Origin of the sequence: Pseudomonas sp. D4002 (assembly GCF_013385665.1) — a bacterium.
In the GTDB taxonomy this organism is placed as follows: Bacteria; Pseudomonadota; Gammaproteobacteria; order Pseudomonadales; family Pseudomonadaceae; genus Aquipseudomonas.
In genome coordinates this window covers 149,028-163,414 of the sequence record NZ_JACAPN010000044.1, presented here as the reverse complement: position 1 = coordinate 163,414, position 14,387 = coordinate 149,028, and the positions used below count along the sequence as shown (strand labels likewise).

15 protein-coding genes are annotated in these 14,387 nt (G+C 62.0%); 2 read left to right on the top strand and 13 right to left on the bottom strand.

Annotated elements, in window-relative coordinates:
• The first annotated feature begins 68 nt into the window (after nucleotides 1-68).
• A complete protein-coding gene (arfA, locus tag HX824_RS27565; RefSeq protein WP_003176285.1) occupies nucleotides 69-233 on the top strand; it encodes an alternative ribosome rescue factor ArfA in 165 nt (54 codons plus the stop codon).
• A gap of 61 nt (nucleotides 234-294) precedes the next feature.
• On the top strand, nucleotides 295-1,620 hold the full coding sequence (locus HX824_RS27560) for a lytic murein transglycosylase (RefSeq protein WP_003215443.1): 1,326 nt from the start codon (nucleotides 295-297) through the stop codon (nucleotides 1,618-1,620).
• A gap of 133 nt (nucleotides 1,621-1,753) precedes the next feature.
• Here HX824_RS27560 and HX824_RS27555 read toward each other — a convergent pair whose 3' ends face one another.
• The 13 genes from HX824_RS27555 to HX824_RS27495 form a co-directional block, all read right to left on the bottom strand.
• Nucleotides 1,754-2,689: an LD-carboxypeptidase gene (locus HX824_RS27555; RefSeq protein ID WP_177055628.1), complete on the bottom strand. Its 936-nt coding sequence runs from the start codon at nucleotides 2,687-2,689 to the stop codon at nucleotides 1,754-1,756.
• Nucleotides 2,690-2,922: 233 nt separating this feature from the next.
• Entirely contained in the window at nucleotides 2,923-3,942 is a 1,020-nt protein-coding gene (lipA, locus tag HX824_RS27550; protein ID WP_003215441.1) for a lipoyl synthase, read from the bottom strand.
• A 2-nt stretch (nucleotides 3,943-3,944) separates the two neighbouring features.
• Nucleotides 3,945-4,592: a lipoyl(octanoyl) transferase LipB gene (lipB, locus tag HX824_RS27545; RefSeq protein ID WP_003215439.1), complete on the bottom strand. Its 648-nt coding sequence runs from the start codon at nucleotides 4,590-4,592 to the stop codon at nucleotides 3,945-3,947.
• A complete protein-coding gene (locus HX824_RS27540; protein WP_003215438.1) occupies nucleotides 4,592-4,867 on the bottom strand; it encodes a DUF493 domain-containing protein in 276 nt (91 codons plus the stop codon). Before HX824_RS27540 ends, lipB begins: the two co-directional genes overlap by 1 nt.
• An 84-nt stretch (nucleotides 4,868-4,951) precedes the next feature.
• The gene (locus HX824_RS27535; RefSeq protein WP_003215437.1) at nucleotides 4,952-6,109 is read right to left on the bottom strand and encodes a D-alanyl-D-alanine carboxypeptidase family protein; all 1,158 of its coding nucleotides are present in this window, start codon (nucleotides 6,107-6,109) and stop codon (nucleotides 4,952-4,954) included.
• Nucleotides 6,110-6,294: 185 nt separating this feature from the next.
• Nucleotides 6,295-7,293, bottom strand: coding sequence for a septal ring lytic transglycosylase RlpA family protein (locus HX824_RS27530; RefSeq protein WP_003215436.1), 999 nt, complete (start codon nucleotides 7,291-7,293; stop codon nucleotides 6,295-6,297).
• Entirely contained in the window at nucleotides 7,293-8,306 is a 1,014-nt protein-coding gene (gene mltB / locus HX824_RS27525) for a lytic murein transglycosylase B (protein WP_003215435.1), read from the bottom strand. The genes HX824_RS27530 and mltB overlap by 1 nt, the downstream gene beginning before the upstream one ends.
• A gap of 17 nt (nucleotides 8,307-8,323) precedes the next feature.
• The gene (rodA, locus tag HX824_RS27520; protein WP_050442794.1) at nucleotides 8,324-9,427 is read right to left on the bottom strand and encodes a rod shape-determining protein RodA; all 1,104 of its coding nucleotides are present in this window, start codon (nucleotides 9,425-9,427) and stop codon (nucleotides 8,324-8,326) included.
• A 31-nt stretch (nucleotides 9,428-9,458) separates the two neighbouring features.
• Nucleotides 9,459-11,357, bottom strand: coding sequence for a penicillin-binding protein 2 (mrdA, locus tag HX824_RS27515; protein ID WP_177055626.1), 1,899 nt, complete (start codon nucleotides 11,355-11,357; stop codon nucleotides 9,459-9,461).
• Nucleotides 11,358-11,372: 15 nt separating this feature from the next.
• On the bottom strand, nucleotides 11,373-11,840 hold the full coding sequence (rlmH, locus tag HX824_RS27510; RefSeq protein ID WP_003185785.1) for a 23S rRNA (pseudouridine(1915)-N(3))-methyltransferase RlmH: 468 nt from the start codon (nucleotides 11,838-11,840) through the stop codon (nucleotides 11,373-11,375).
• 9 nt (nucleotides 11,841-11,849) lie between these two features.
• Complete coding sequence (rsfS, locus tag HX824_RS27505; RefSeq protein WP_003215432.1) at nucleotides 11,850-12,344, bottom strand: ribosome silencing factor; 495 nt, start codon at nucleotides 12,342-12,344, stop codon at nucleotides 11,850-11,852.
• Nucleotides 12,345-12,413: 69 nt separating this feature from the next.
• A complete protein-coding gene (gene nadD / locus HX824_RS27500) occupies nucleotides 12,414-13,058 on the bottom strand; it encodes a nicotinate-nucleotide adenylyltransferase (protein WP_003215431.1) in 645 nt (214 codons plus the stop codon).
• Nucleotides 13,058-14,323, bottom strand: a complete 1,266-nt coding sequence (locus HX824_RS27495; RefSeq protein ID WP_177055625.1) for a glutamate-5-semialdehyde dehydrogenase — start codon at nucleotides 14,321-14,323, stop codon at nucleotides 13,058-13,060. The genes nadD and HX824_RS27495 overlap by 1 nt, the downstream gene beginning before the upstream one ends.
• Nucleotides 14,324-14,387 lie beyond the last annotated feature (64 nt).

The following is a 14,387-nucleotide window of genomic DNA, read 5'->3' as shown; positions in this document are numbered from 1 at the left end:
GCTGGACAGAATCCAAACTTCGGCAGATGATTCGCACCGCATCATCAACCTGCCAGAGAGTACCCATCATGAGCAAAAAGCCATCCAAGCATGGCCCCAACAAGGCCAAATCCATCATCGCCCAGCCGTTGTTCCGCAGTCGCCAGGAACGAGCCGGCAAAGGCAAAGGCAGCTACCGCCGCGAAGCCTTCCAGTCTAATAGCTGGGAGGCTTCTTACTTTCTGGCTGCCTGAAGGCAAGCGCCCCTCCGGCATGATAAGGTCTGTACCTGATTCGTATTCCCTGGACCTGTGCATGCCCTCTAGTCTTTCCCGTCGTTGGCACCTTCGCCAACTGATCGCTGCCTCCAGCCTCATTCTGTTAGTCGCCTGCGCGGAAAAACCCACCGCTGCCGATGCCCAACCCCTGCCCCCGCTCCAGACTGCACCGGTAGCTGCGCCTGCCGTCGTTGCGCCACTGGTGGCAGACAATCTTGATATCCAGCCGACCCAGACCTTTGCCGAATGGCAGGCGGGGTTTCGCGTGGAAGCCTTGAAGGCCGGTATCACGCCGCAGGTTTTCGACACGGCCTTTGCCAATGTCGTACCCGACATGGCGGTGATCCGCGCCGACCGCAGCCAGCCGGAGTTCTCCCGGCCGGTATGGGAATACCTCGATGGCGCGCTGTCGCCGCTGCGGGTGCGCAATGGCCAGTCGCTGCTGGTGAAGTACGCCGACATTCTGCAACGCATTGAGGACCGTTACGGCGTCGACCGCCAGGCGCTGGTCTCGGTGTGGGGCATGGAGAGTAACTTCGGCCAATTCCAAGGCAACAACTCGGTGATCCGCTCACTGGCGACCCTGGCCTATGAAGGCCGTCGCCCGGCCTTCGCCCAGGCGCAGCTGCTGGCGGCGCTGCAAATCATCCAGCATGGCGATATCGCCGCCGACCAGATGAAAGGCTCCTGGGCCGGGGCCATGGGCCAGACCCAGTTCATCCCGACCACCTATAACACCCACGCCGTAGACTTCGATGGTGACGGCCGCCGCGATATCTGGAACAGCCCGGCCGACGCCCTCGCCTCCACCGCGCACTACCTGCAAAGCTCCGGCTGGCAGAAAGGCCAGCCCTGGGGCTTCGAGGTGCAGCAACTGCCGTTGAATTTTGATTACGCCCTGGCCGATGGCAGCGTACGCAAGACCGTTGGCGAGTGGCTGAAACTGGGAATCCAGGTGCCGCCGGGCGCCAGTGTCCCGGCCAACGTCGACCAGCTTTCCGCCGCCCTGTTGCTGCCGGCCGGCTATCGTGGCCCGGCGTTCCTGGTGCTGGATAACTTCCGCGCGATCCTCAAGTACAACAACTCGTCGTCCTACGCGTTGGCAGTTGGCTTGTTGTCGGAACGCTTCGGGGGCGGTGGCTTGATTCGTGGGAGCTGGCCGAAAGATGAGCTGCCGTTGACTCGCTCGCAGCGAATTGACTTGCAGACGGTGCTCAGTGCCAATGGTTACGACGCAGGCAACCCGGACGGGATCATCGGTGCAAATACCCGCAAGGCGATTCGTGCCGCGCAGCAGTCCCTGGGCTGGCCGGCGGATGGGTATCCGACGGTGAAGTTGCTGGAGTCGCTGCAAAGCCGATAGATCGGCGTATGGCTGCTACCGCATTCGCGAGCAAGCCCGCTCCCACATTTTGACCGTGCACTTCCTGAAGGAACGCGATCGAAATGTGGGAGCGGGCTTGCTCGCGAATAGGCCTTTATCGGCGCTACAAAGTTCAGGCCTTAAACACCACATCCTGCTCCAACACCAACCGCTTCTCCCCCGCATCCAGCCGCACCCTGGCGCCCAACGGCAAGGTCAGGTTCGGGTTGCAGTGCCCGCTGCGCCAGCCGGACAGCACAGGAATGCACAACGGCTCGAAGGTCTGCTTCAGCAAGCGCTCAAGCGCAAGGCTATCAACCCCAGCCACATCCCCCACCACCACGCCCGCCACCTGGGCCAGCTTGCCCGCCAGGCGCAAATGGGTGAGCAACCGGTCAATGCGGTACAACGGCTCGTTCACATCTTCGATAAACAGAATGATGCCCTCGGCATCAATCTCGTAATCCGTGCCCATCACTGCTGCGATCATCGATAGATTGCCGCCCAGCAGCCGCCCACAGGCGATGCCTGGCTCGACGGTGGTCAGCGGGTAGGCCACAGGGTGAACCAGCTGGCTGCCGGCCTTCACTTGCCCACGCAGCATGCTGAACAGCGACGACTCGGTAGGCTGTTGCTTTTCACCTAACAGGTCAGCGTTGAACATCGGACCATGGAAGGTGACGAAACCGGCATACCGGTTGATCGCCAGGTGCAGGGCGGTGATATCGCTGTAGCCTACGAATGGCTTGGGGTTGGCCCGGAGCAGGTCAAAGTCCAGGCGGTCCAGCAGGCGTGGCGTGCCGTAGCCGCCGCGCAGGCAGAAAATTGCGTCGATGGTCGAATCGGCGAACGCCGCGTGCAGGTCATCAAGGCGTACCTCATCACTGCCGGCCAGATAGCCATCACGCTGGCTCACGCCCGGAAAGATCCGCAGTGTGTAGCCTCGGGCGCGCATCCATTGCGTGGCCGTGTCGATATCCAGCTCGGCCGGCCCGGCAGGGGCAATCAGCCCGATCACGCCTTCGGCGCGCAGCGCAGGTACCGCACAAGTGGTCAATTGAGTCGTCATCCATGGTTCTCCTCGTGTGGATTGCCCAAGGCACTCTAAACAGCAATGGTTGCAAACAGAAGAGGAAGAGTCAGTAGCAAATGTGGGAGCGGGCCTGGGTGGGAGCGGGCTTGCTCGCGAAGACGGTCAGTCAGTCACCGGACAGGTCAACTGATCCAACGCATTCGCGAACAAGCCCGCTCCCACTCAAGCCGGCTCCCACATGGGTCCTGCAGTGTCCGGCGTTCCGCGTATCAGGACACCAGGCTGGCCTTGACCAGTTTCGCCTGCTCGTCGGCGTGGTACGAGGAACGTACCAGCGGGCCGGAAGCGACGTTCTTGAAGCCCATCTTGTAGCCTTCTTCGGCAAACCAGGCGAACACATCCGGGTGCACGAAACGCTGTACCGGCAAGTGGCTGCGGGACGGCTGCAGGTACTGGCCGAGGGTCAGCATGTCGATGTCGTGTTCGCGCATGCGCTTCATGACTTCGATGACTTCTTCGTCGGTTTCGCCCAGGCCCAGCATCAGGCCGGATTTGGTCGGAATGTGCGGCATCATCTGCTTGAATTTCTGCAGCAGGGTCAGCGACCACTGGTAGTCCGAACCCGGACGCGCAGCCTTGTACAGGCGCGGCACGGTTTCCAGGTTGTGGTTGAACACGTCAGGCGGCTCGGCGGCAGTGATTTCCAGCGCCACGTCCATACGGCCACGGTAGTCCGGCACCAGGGTCTCGAGCATCACGTTCGGCGACAGCTTGCGGATCTCGCGGATACAGTCGGCAAAGTGCTGGGCACCGCCGTCACGCAGGTCGTCGCGGTCTACCGAGGTAATCACGACATACTTGAGTTTCAGGTCGGCGATGGCGATGGCCAGGCTTTCCGGCTCGTTGACGTCCAGTGGCTTCGGCCGGCCGTGGCCAACGTCGCAGAACGGGCAACGACGGGTGCAGATGTCACCCATGATCATGAAGGTCGCGGTGCCACCGGAGAAGCACTCGCCCAGGTTCGGGCAGGACGCCTCTTCGCACACGCTGTGCAGCTTGTGTTTGCGCAGCAGGGCCTTGATGCGGTCGACTTCCGGCGAAACCGGGATACGCACGCGAATCCAGTCAGGCTTTTTCGGCAGTTCGGTGGTCGGAATGATCTTCACCGGGATGCGTGCAACCTTCTCGGCGCCGCGCAGCTTGACGCCGGCTTCTACCTTGGCACGCGGGGCCGGACGCTCGGTAACATCCAGCGTCGGGATCATGGTTTGCACTGCATCAGTAGTCATAATCAGTCGATTCCGCCCGTTAGGGTCGTCTGCTCAGCATAGTCGAGGTGTTTGACGAGCTGCGCGCGCAGCCGGGCACTTACCTCGGCAAATTCTAGTGGTGTTGCGTGATCGCTCAACTGGGTCATCGCCAAACCGGCGTAGCCGCAGGGATTGATCCGTCGAAACGGCGCCAGGTCCATGTCCACATTCAAGGCCAGGCCATGAAAGGAACAACCGTGGCGAATCCGCAAGCCCAGGGAGGCGATTTTCGCGCCATCAACATAAACCCCCGGTGCATCCGGCTTGGCCGCGGCGGTCACACCGTAGCTGGCCAGCAGCTCGATCAGGCATGACTCCATGCGACTGACCAGCTCACGTACGCCAAAACCCAGCCTGCGCACGTCCAGCAACAGATAAGCCACCAATTGACCTGGGCCATGGTAAGTCACCTGCCCGCCGCGGTCGACCTGCACCACCGGGATTTCTCCCGGCAGCAGCAAATGCTCGGCCTTGCCGGCCTGGCCCTGGGTGAAAACCGGCGGGTGCTCCACCAGCCAGATTTCATCCGGGGCTTCGGTGCCGCGCTCGTTGGTGAACCGCTGCATGGCGTGCCACACCGGTTCGTAAGCCATTTGGCCGAGCTCGCGAAAGCCCAGGGTCTGTGACATCACAACACCATGTGCACGAAGCCGGTAGCCCGCAGTTCGCTGTTGATGTTGTAGAGCTGGTCCTGGTCAGTCGCCACGATGTGCAACTGAATAGTGGTGTACTTGCCGTTGGTGCTTTGACGCTCATCCACACGGTCATGGTTGATCGTTGCGTGTTTCTTGACGATCTCGATGATCTTGTCCTTGTTGCCCACGCCCGTATCGCTGATCACCTTGACGGGATAGTCCACGTTTGGGAATTCGATCTTTGGCGCCTTTACTTCGGTATCGGTCATGGCGTAACGGCCTCGTAAGCGTAAGCCGTGGCGACGGGCATAACCCCGCGCCGGATCAGCGCGGGGTCATGCAGGTGCACACTATCAGTTGAACAAGCTGTAGAAGAATAGACGGATGCTATCCCACACGCGTCGGAAGATACCACCTTCGTCGACGGCGTCCAGAGCGATCAGATCGGCGCTGTGCACCACCTTGTCGTCCAGCTTCACTTCGACTTTACCAATCACATCGCCCTTGGCGATCGGTGCGACCAGTTGCGGGTTCATGGTCATGCTGGCAACCAGCTTCTTGAGCTGGCCTTTAGGCATGGTCAGGGTCAGGTCTTCAGCCAGGCCGGCCTTGACTTGATGGGTCGCGCCTTTCCACACAGGGGCCTGAGCCAGCTCGGTGCCTTTCTGGTAGAAGGTCTGGGTTTCGAAGAAACGGAAGCCATAGGTCAGCAGCTTTTGCGTCTCGGCCGCACGGGCCTGCTCGCTGTTGGTACCGAATACCACGGCAATCAGGCGCTGGCCGTCACGGACAGCGGACGACACCATGCAGTAGCCGGCTTCTTCGGTGTGGCCGGTTTTCAGGCCATCGACGGTCTTGTCACGCCACAGCAACAGGTTGCGGTTAGGCTGCTTGATGTTGTTCCAGAAGAACTCTTTCTGGGAGTAGATCGCGTAGTGCACCGGGTCGACACGAATGATCGCGCGAGCCAGGATCGCCATGTCGTGAGCCGACGAGTAGTGCTCAGGGTTCGGCAGGCCGGTCGGGTTCATGAAGTGGCTGTTGGTCATGCCCAGGTCGGCCACGGTTTTGTTCATCATGTCGGCGAACGCATCTTCGCTGCCGGCGATGTGCTCGGACAGGGCTACGCTGGCGTCGTTACCCGACTGGATGATGATGCCGTGCAGCAGGTCGCTGACGGTCACTTGCGAGCCGACCTTGATGAACATCCGCGAACCGCCGGTGCGCCAGGCGTTTTCGCTGACGGTCACCGGATCGTTTTCGCCGATCTGGCCGCGACGGATTTCCAGGGTCGCGATGTAGGCGGTCATCAGCTTGGTCAGGCTGGCTGGGGGCAGGCGCTGGTCACCGTTGTTCTCCACCAGCACGTTGCCGCTGGCGGCGTCCATCAGGACCCAGGCCTTGGCAGCCAGTTGCGGGGAAGCTGGCACCATTTCAACCGCCCAGGCGGCCGGGGTGATGATCAGCGAAAGAAGCAGGCACGTGCGTTTGGCTAAGGTGGTGATGTTCATCCGTCTCTCGAAATTGCTTATGGAAACTTGCCCTCGCGGGCAAAACTATTCAGACAGCCCGTCGCCAGACTGTCGCGTGTTCGGTTGCATGCCCACCCCTTGCCCCTGGGTTTTTATTGTTCAACGAGCCAACAACCAGGGCTCAAACCCGCATGCGAGCCTGAGCCATCAATCCTTTGTACTGCTTACTCGGCGGTGACCACGCTGGGTTGCCCCAGGTTGGCCAGGCGCACGCTGTTCTGCACTTGCGCAACTTCACTCGGCGAGCCGATCGGCCCCATGCGCACACGGTGCAGGGTCTGCTGGTTACGCACAATAGAGCTGATAAAGACTGGCGCGCTGACCATCCCGCTGAGCTTGGACCTTAGCAGCTCTGCCGCGTCCGGGTTGGCGAAAGCGCCGACTTGCAGGTACTGGCCGCCCACGGTAGAGGCTCCCGGTGCTGCATGCGGAATGACCACCGTGTCCGGGGCGTGCTGCGCCGGCGGCGGGGTCCACTGTTCGATCTTGCCGGCCGAGGCCGTGACTTGCGGTTGCGGGGTTTGCGGTTCGTTGAGCATCAACGGCGCCGGCTTGCCACGCTGGGCCCAGTACTGGGCCGGGTCGATACCTTCGACCTTCACCCGGGCGGTGCCGATTTCGGCATACCCGAGTTTCTTGGCGGCGGCGTAGGACAAGTCGATGATCCGGTCCGAATAGAACGGCCCACGGTCATTGACCCGCAGGATTACCGAGCGGTTGTTGTCCAGGTTGGTCACGCGTACATAGCTGGGCAGCGGCAGGGTCTTGTGCGCCGCGCTCATGCCGTACAGGTCATAGACTTCGCCGTTGGCGGTGTTCTGGCCGTGGAACTTGGTCCCGTACCAGGACGCCGTACCTGATTGCACGTAGGTCTTGGAGTCTTGCAGCGGGAAGTAGTTTTTGCCCAGCACGGTATAGGGGTTGGCCTTGTAAGGGCCGGTGTGCAGGGTCGGCGTGGCATCCGGGATCTTCGAAACATCCACATCCCACCACGGCGCGCCGTCTTTGTGGGCGCGGTTGATATCCAGCCCCGGCTGGGAGCGGATCGCCGTGCCAGCGGTTTTTTGCACCGGTGCACGACTGGTGGAGCAACTGACCACCAATAACGACAATGCGGCGTACGCCAACAGCTTCAGGGGTTTGTACATCGGTGATACCGGCATTACTTGACGCCCCGTGCTTGGACCAGCATGTCTGACAGTTGATGCACGGCCATGGCGTACATCACGCTGCGGTTATAACGCGTGATTGCGTAGAAATTCTTCAGGCCCATCCAGTATTCGGGGCCATTTTCGCCTTCGAGGCGGAACGCCGTCACCGGCATATCATCGCGTGGCGCATTCTGACTCGACCAGCCCAGCGCCCGCAACTCCCCGACCGTCTTGACCGGCTCGATACCCTGGGTCAGGCCTTCATCGGCGCGCTCACCGGTCACATCGGCGCGAATCACCACCGGCTCGCCGGCTACCCAGCCGTGACGCTTGAAATAGCTGGCGACGCTGCCGATAGCGTCATCGGGGTTGCTCCAGATATTGATATGGCCGTCGCCGTCAAAATCCACGGCGTAGGCGCGAAAGCTGCTCGGCATGAACTGCGGCAAGCCCATGGCCCCGGCGTAGGAGCCCTTGAGGGTCAACGGGTCGACCTGCTCTTCACGGGCCAACAACAGGAACTCGCGCAGCTCTTTGCGGAAGAATTCGGCGCGTGGCGGGTAGTCAAAACCCAGGGTCGACAAGGCGTCGATCACCCGGTAGCTGCCGGTGTTGCGGCCGTAGAAGGTTTCGATGCCGATGATTGCCACGATCACCTGGGCCGGTACGCCGTATTCCTGCTCGGCGCGGGCCAGCACCGCTTCGTGCTGGCGCCAGAAGTCCACGCCCCGCGCCACGCGGGCGTCGGTCAGGAACATCGGGCGATATTCCTTCCACTGCTTCACGCGCTCGGCGGGCCGGGAGATGGCGTCGAGGATCGCCTGCTTGCGCTGGGCCTCGCGGAACACGCCCATCAGCTGTTCACCGGCGAAACCATAGTCACGGGTCATCTCACCGACAAACTCGGCGACCTGGGGCGAACCGTCGTAGTCGCCGGCCTGCGCTTCCTGCACAGCGGCTCCCAGCAGGCCCAACAGGCCCATCCAGGACACGTGCCGGGCAGCCCAGCCGCGCATTACTTGCATTGACATCTTCACCTTATTCAAACCTGTGCGATCCACTTACGATGGGTATGGATCGACATCAAAACCCCAAACGCTGACAGCAATGTCACCAGCGAAGTTCCGCCGTAGCTAATGAACGGCAACGGCACCCCAACCACCGGCAACAGGCCACTGACCATACCGATGTTGACGAAAACGTAAACAAAAAACGTCATGGTGAGGCTACCGGCGAGCAATTTGCCAAACAGGGTTTGCGCCTGGGCAGTAATCACCAGGCCGCGCCCGATCAGCAGCAAGTAAATCAGCAACAGTGCGCAGATGCCCACCAGGCCGAACTCCTCGCCCATCACCGCGATAATGAAGTCGGTGTGGCTTTCCGGCAAAAAGTCCAGGTGCGACTGGGTGCCCAGCAGCCAGCCCTTGCCGAATACGCCGCCGGAACCGATGGCCGCCTTGGACTGGATGATGTTCCAGCCGGTGCCCAGCGGATCGCTCTCCGGGTCGAGGAACGTGAGGATTCGCTGCTTCTGGTAGTCGTGCATGAAGAAGAACCACATGGCCACGGCCACCGGCACGGCCGCGGCCAGCACGCTGAGGATCCAGCGCCAGCGCAGCCCCCCCATGAACAGCACGAACGCGCCGCCCGCCAGGATCAGCAGCGAGGTGCCGAGGTCGGGCTGGCGCACGATCAGGATGAACGGCACGCCGATCAATATCAGGCTGATGCCCACGTGCTTGAGCTGGGGCGGCAGTGTGCGTTTTGACAGGTACCAGGCGATGGTCGCAGGCATCAAAATCTTCATGAATTCCGACGGCTGGAAGCGAATCACCCCCGGGATGTTGATCCAGCGCGTCGCACCCATGGCGTTGTGGCCCATGACATCCACCACCACCAGCAGCAACACCCCGGCGACATACCCCAGCGGCACCCAGCGCGCCATGAAACGCGGCTCCAGCTGGGCGATCACCACCATCGACAACAGGCCCAGGCCAAACGACGACGCCTGTTTGATCAGCAAGTCCCAGTTCTTGCCACTGGCCGAATACAACACGAACAGGCTGCCGGCGGCCAGGGTCAGCAGCAGGATCAGCAACGGGCCATCAATGTGCATGCGCTGCAGCAAAGTGGCGCGGCGGCGCATCACATCCTCGCTGGAGAGGATGCGGTCAAAATTACTCTTCACGGGCCGTAGCCTCCACACTGGATGGGGTGCCGCCATATTCGGGCTTGAGCTTGCCGTCTTCGGTCAACAGCCAGGCATCCATGATCTGACGCACCACGGGCGCTGCTACGCCGGAACCGGATTCACCGTTCTCGACCATCACCGCCACGACGATCTTCGGGTTGTCGGCCGGAGCAAAGCCGACGAACAAGGCGTGGTCACGGTGGCGTTCCTGAACCTTGGAGCGGTCGTATTTCTCGCCCTGCTTGATCGCGACCACCTGGGCCGTACCGCTCTTGCCGGCAATCCGGTATTGCGCACCGGCTGCCGCTTTACGAGCGGTACCCCGGGCGCCGTGCATCACTTGCTGCATGCCGTGGTTGACCTTGGTCCAGTCGGACGGGTCGCGCAGCACAATGTCGGGAATCGGGTTTTCGTCCACCGGGCGTTCGCCCTCGATGGTCTTGGCCAGGTGCGGGCGGTTCCACACCCCTTTGTTGGCCACCAGCGCGGTGGCCTGGGCCAGTTGCAGCGGCGTGGCCTGCATGTAGCCCTGGCCGATCCCCAGGATCAGGGTTTCGCCCGGGAACCAAGCCTGGCGCCGGGTCGCACGCTTCCACTCGCGGGACGGCATCAGGCCAGGGGATTCTTCGAACATGTCCAGGGAGACTTTCTGACCAAGGCCGAACTTGCCCATGTAGGCCGACAGCCGATCAATCCCCAGCTTGTGGGCCAGGTCATAGAAGTAGGTGTCGTTGGAACGCATGATCGCCGTATCCAGGTCCACATAGCCGTCGCCGGTGCGGTTCCAGTTACGGTATTTGTGATCGTAGTTGGGCAGCATGTAGTAGCCGGGGTCGAACACCCGGCTCGACGCCGTGACCACGCCCGAGTCCAGGCCGGCAATCGCCACCGCCGGCTTGATGGTCGAGCCCGGCGGATACAGGCCGCGCAATACGCGGTTGAACAGCGGCCGGTCGATGGAATCACGCAGCTCGGCGTAGGCCTTGAAGCTGATCCCGGTGACAAACAGGTTGGGGTCAAAACTTGGCTGGCTGACCATCGCCAGCACTTCGCCAGTGCTCGGATCCAGTGCCACCACGGCACCCCGACGCCCGCCCAGGGCCATCTCCGCCGCTTCCTGCAACTTGATGTCCAGGCTCAGCACGATGTCCTTGCCGGGCACCGGGTCGGTACGCTTGAGCACCCGCAGCACGCGGCCACGGGCGTTGGTCTCGACTTCCTCGTAACCCACCTGGCCGTGCAGTTCCGGCTCGTAGAAACGCTCGATGCCGGTCTTGCCGATATGGTGGGTGCCGCTGTAGTTGACCGGGTCGAGGGCCTTCAGCTCTTTCTCGTTGATCCGGCCCATGTAGCCGACCGAATGCGCAAAGTGCGCCCCTTGCGGGTAGTGCCGCACCAACTGCGCCACCACTTCCACACCCGGCAGCCGGAACTGGTTCACCGCGATCCGGGCGATCTGCTCTTCGGTCAGCTCGAACAGGATCGGCACCGGCTCAAACGGCCGGCGCCCCTGTTTCATGCGCTTTTCGAAAATCACCCGGTCTTCCGGCGTCAGTTGCAGCACCTCGACGATCACATCGAGGATCTGCTGCCAGTCGCCGGAGCGTTCGCGGGTCATGCTCAGGCTGAAGCTGGGCCGGTTATCCGCTACCACCACGCCATTGCGGTCGAAAATCAGCCCACGGGTCGGCGGAATCGGCTGCACGTGCACCCGGTTGTTTTCCGACAATGTGGAGTGATAGTCGTACTGGATCACCTGCAGGAAATACAGGCGCGCAATCAGCACCCCCAGCAATGCCACCACCAAAATCGCGCCAAACACCACCCGCGCGCGTACAAGACGTGCGTCTTTCTCGTGGTCCTTGATGCGGATCGGCTGGGTCATCAGGCAGGGCGCAGATTATTTGTGGTAAGGGTGCCCGGACAGAACTGTCCAGGCGCGATACAGCTGTTCACCGATCAGAATTCTTACCAGCGGGTGCGGCAGTGTCAGGGGCGACAGCGACCAGCGCTGGTCCGCACGCGCGCACACTTCCGGCGCCAGCCCCTCGGGGCCGCCGACCATGAAGTTGACCGTGCGCGAATCCAGGCGCCAGCGATCCAGTTCCACCGCCAACTGCTCGGTGCTCCAAGGCTTGCCGTGCACTTCGAGGGTCACGATCCGCTCGTTGGGCCCGACCTTGGCCAGCATGGCTTCGCCTTCCTGACGGATAAAGCGGGCCACGTCGGCGTTCTTGCCCCGGGTATTGAGCGGTATTTCCACCAGTTCCAGCGCCAATTCGGATGGCAGGCGCTTGGCATATTCATGCCAGCCTTCTTCCACCCACTTGGGCATGCGTGAACCGACAGCGATCAGACGCAGGCGCACAGCCGTTCCTTATTCCTGGTCTTTGTTGAGCTTGTCGAAGTGCGCGTGGCCGACTTCAGGGCTGTGGTGCTTGCCATCGGCGGCACGGCTCTGCTCGGCGCCTTTCCACAGACGCTCCAGGTCGTAGAACTGACGGGCGTTGCTGGTCATCATGTGAACGATCACGTCGTCCATGTCCAGCAGTACCCAGTCGCTGTCGCCCTTGCCTTCTTCACCCAATGGCTTGACGCCCTGGGCTTTGACCGCTTCGCGAACCTTGTCCAGCATCGCGCCGATCTGGCGGTTGGAGGTACCGGTGGCGATGATCATGAAGTCGGTGATGCTCTGCTTGTCGCGCACGTCCAGGACCTGGATGTCCTGGGCCTTCACGTCTTCCAGGGCAGCCACGGCAACCTTCACCAGCTCTTCGCCGGCCAGCTCAGGGCCGGTGTGGGCTTCTACTGGCAGAGGAGCGCTCTTGAACGTGCCTTTGCGCTTAACTTTGCTTACGTCTTTGTTCGTCATATAAAACTCGTTTTGCTCGTATGTTCGGGCGCTCGCTGCACGACTGTTCGTGCGTTCAAGCGCGCCTTTTCAGTTCGACGCACGGTAAAGCCCGTGCGCATCGATGTAGGCCAGGACCGCGTCAGGCACCAGGAAACGTACCGACTTCCCGCTGGCCAGCAGTTGACGGATCTGGGTGGCAGACACCGCAAGCGGGGTTTGCCAGACGAATGCAATATTCCCGCTCGGCCCGGTCAGGGCCAAAGGGTCACTTACCGACCGCGCCGCCAGCAGGTTGCGCAAGGCATCCGGCGATTCTGCGTCGGCATCCGGGCGTTGCAGCACCAGGATGTGGCAATGCTGGAGCAACTCTTCCCAGCGATGCCAAGTGGGCAGGCCGCAAAACGCGTCCCAGCCCAAAAGTAGAAATAACTGGTCATCCGCGGCCAACTCGGCCCGCATCAGTTCCAGGGTGTCGACAGTGTAGGACGGTTTGTCGCGCTTGAGTTCGCGGTCGTCCACCACCAGCGGTGCAATGCCGGCCACAGCAAGGCGGACCATCTCCAGGCGCTGCTGCGCAGACACCTGCGGCGTATCGCGATGCGGCGGCCGGGCATTCGGTGCCAGGCGCAGTTCATCCAGCCCGAGGGCGTCCGCGACTTCCAGTGCACTGCGCAAATGGCCGATGTGCACGGGGTCGAAGGTGCCGCCGAGCAGCCCGATGCGTTTACCCATCAAGTGCGCACATGACCGTCACCGAACACCACGTACTTCTCGCTGGTCAGCCCTTCCAGGCCAACCGGGCCGCGTGCGTGGAGCTTGTCGGTGGAGATACCGATCTCCGCTCCCAGGCCGTACTCGAAGCCGTCGGCAAAGCGCGTCGAGGCGTTGACCATCACCGAAGCGGAATCCACTTCGTTGAGGAAACGCCGGGCATCACTGAAATGCTCGGTGACAATGGCGTCGGTGTGCTTGGAGCCGTATTGATTGATGTGTTCGATGGCCTGGTCCAGGCCGTCGACGATGCGGATCGACAGGATCGGCGCCGTGTATTCGGTGTACCAGTCCTGCTCGGTGGCCTCGATCACGTCGCTGCCGAGGATCGCCCGGGTACGCTCGCAACCACGCAGTTCAACGCCCTTGTCGCGGTAGATGGCAGCCAGCGGCGGCAGCACGCGATCGGCAATGCCGACGTGCACCAGCAGGGTTTCCATGGTGTTGCACGGGGCGTAGCGGTGAGTCTTGGCGTTGTCGGCAATGCGGATCGCCTTGTCGAGGTCGGCGGCGATGTCGATGAACACGTGGCAGACGCCGTCCAGGTGCTTGATAACTGGCACCTTGGCATCACGGCTCACGCGTTCGATCAGGCTCTTGCCACCCCGTGGCACGATCACGTCGACGAACTCAGGCATGGTGATAAGCGCACCAACGGCAGCGCGGTCAGTGGTCTCGACCACTTGCACCACTTCGGCCGGCAGTTCGGCCACGGCCAGGCCCTGCTGAATGCACGCAGCGATGGCACGGTTGGAATTGATGGCCTCGGAACCGCCCCGCAGGATGGTGGCATTGCCCGACTTGAGGCACAGGCTTGCGGCGTCGATGGTCACGTTCGGGCGCGACTCATAGATGATGCCGATCACGCCCAGGGGCACGCGCATCTTGCCCACCTGGATACCCGATGGCAGGTAGCGCATGTCGCGGATTTCACCGATGGGGTCAGGCAGCTTGGCCACCTGACGCAAGCCTTCGATCATGTCGTCGATCCGCGCCGGCGTCAGCGCCAGGCGATCCAGCAATGCAGGCTCCAGGCCATTGGCGCGACCGTTGGCCAAATCCTGTTCATTGGCGGCGCTCAGCTCGGAGCGCGAAGCATCCAGAGCGTCGGCGGCTGCCAGCAAGGCGCGGTTCTTCTGCGCAGTGCTCGCACGGGCGATCAACCGCGAGGCCTGACGGGCAGCGCGACCCAGGCGGGTCATGTAGTCAAGAACGGACTCAGTCATGGTCTGGTGGGGTCTTGGCAAAGAGGAAAGCGGCAGATTATAGCTGTGACGCCGTCCTACGGAC

Bases quoted from the DNA above. Each gene is read 5' to 3' on its own strand.
- arfA (WP_003176285.1), top strand. From the start codon at position 69: ATGAGCAAAAAGCCATCCAAGCATGGCCCCAACAAGGCCAAATCCATC.
- HX824_RS27560 (WP_003215443.1), top strand. From the start codon at position 295: ATGCCCTCTAGTCTTTCCCGTCGTTGGCACCTTCGCCAACTGATCGCT.
- HX824_RS27555 (WP_177055628.1), bottom strand. From the start codon at position 2,689: ATGACGACTCAATTGACCACTTGTGCGGTACCTGCGCTGCGCGCCGAA.
- lipA (WP_003215441.1), bottom strand. From the start codon at position 3,942: ATGACTACTGATGCAGTGCAAACCATGATCCCGACGCTGGATGTTACC.
- lipB (WP_003215439.1), bottom strand. From the start codon at position 4,592: ATGTCACAGACCCTGGGCTTTCGCGAGCTCGGCCAAATGGCTTACGAA.
- HX824_RS27540 (WP_003215438.1), bottom strand. From the start codon at position 4,867: ATGACCGATACCGAAGTAAAGGCGCCAAAGATCGAATTCCCAAACGTG.
- HX824_RS27535 (WP_003215437.1), bottom strand. From the start codon at position 6,109: ATGAACATCACCACCTTAGCCAAACGCACGTGCCTGCTTCTTTCGCTG.
- HX824_RS27530 (WP_003215436.1), bottom strand. From the start codon at position 7,293: ATGCCGGTATCACCGATGTACAAACCCCTGAAGCTGTTGGCGTACGCC.
- mltB (WP_003215435.1), bottom strand. From the start codon at position 8,306: ATGCAAGTAATGCGCGGCTGGGCTGCCCGGCACGTGTCCTGGATGGGC.
- rodA (WP_050442794.1), bottom strand. From the start codon at position 9,427: ATGCGCCGCCGCGCCACTTTGCTGCAGCGCATGCACATTGATGGCCCG.
- mrdA (WP_177055626.1), bottom strand. From the start codon at position 11,357: ATGACCCAGCCGATCCGCATCAAGGACCACGAGAAAGACGCACGTCTT.
- rsfS (WP_003215432.1), bottom strand. From the start codon at position 12,344: ATGACGAACAAAGACGTAAGCAAAGTTAAGCGCAAAGGCACGTTCAAG.
- nadD (WP_003215431.1), bottom strand. From the start codon at position 13,058: ATGGGTAAACGCATCGGGCTGCTCGGCGGCACCTTCGACCCCGTGCAC.
- HX824_RS27495 (WP_177055625.1), bottom strand. From the start codon at position 14,323: ATGACTGAGTCCGTTCTTGACTACATGACCCGCCTGGGTCGCGCTGCC.